1 protein-coding gene is annotated in these 264 nt (G+C 57.2%); it reads left to right on the top strand.

Annotation, left to right across the window (positions count from 1 at the left end):
- On the top strand, positions 1 to 264 hold a 264-nt coding region (locus tag ACO0LF_RS31755; protein WP_423021443.1), incomplete at both ends, for a hypothetical protein.

The following is a 264-nucleotide window of genomic DNA, read 5'->3' as shown; positions in this document are numbered from 1 at the left end:
GATACACCAGTGCCCTTGACTACGATAAAGCCGGCAACCTCAGCCACGAACTCAACATCCAGACCGCCCAGACAGCAGGCACGACAACGCGCCAGGTCAGCATCAGCGGCAGCACCCATACCGTCAGCCATGAGACAGTACAAAGCAATGCCTCAGTCCACAACAACAGCTATGCCTACGACAACATGCAAAGGCAGACCCTGGTCGAAGGCAGCAGCAACAACAATGCCGCTGACCAGAACAACCTCACCAGCACCCAGGGCC

Source organism: Undibacterium sp. Di27W, assembly GCF_049340345.1.
Taxonomy (GTDB): Bacteria; Pseudomonadota; Gammaproteobacteria; order Burkholderiales; family Burkholderiaceae_D; genus Undibacterium.
Note: the sequence above shows the minus strand (reverse complement) of the source record. Positions and strands in the feature narration are given on the sequence as shown.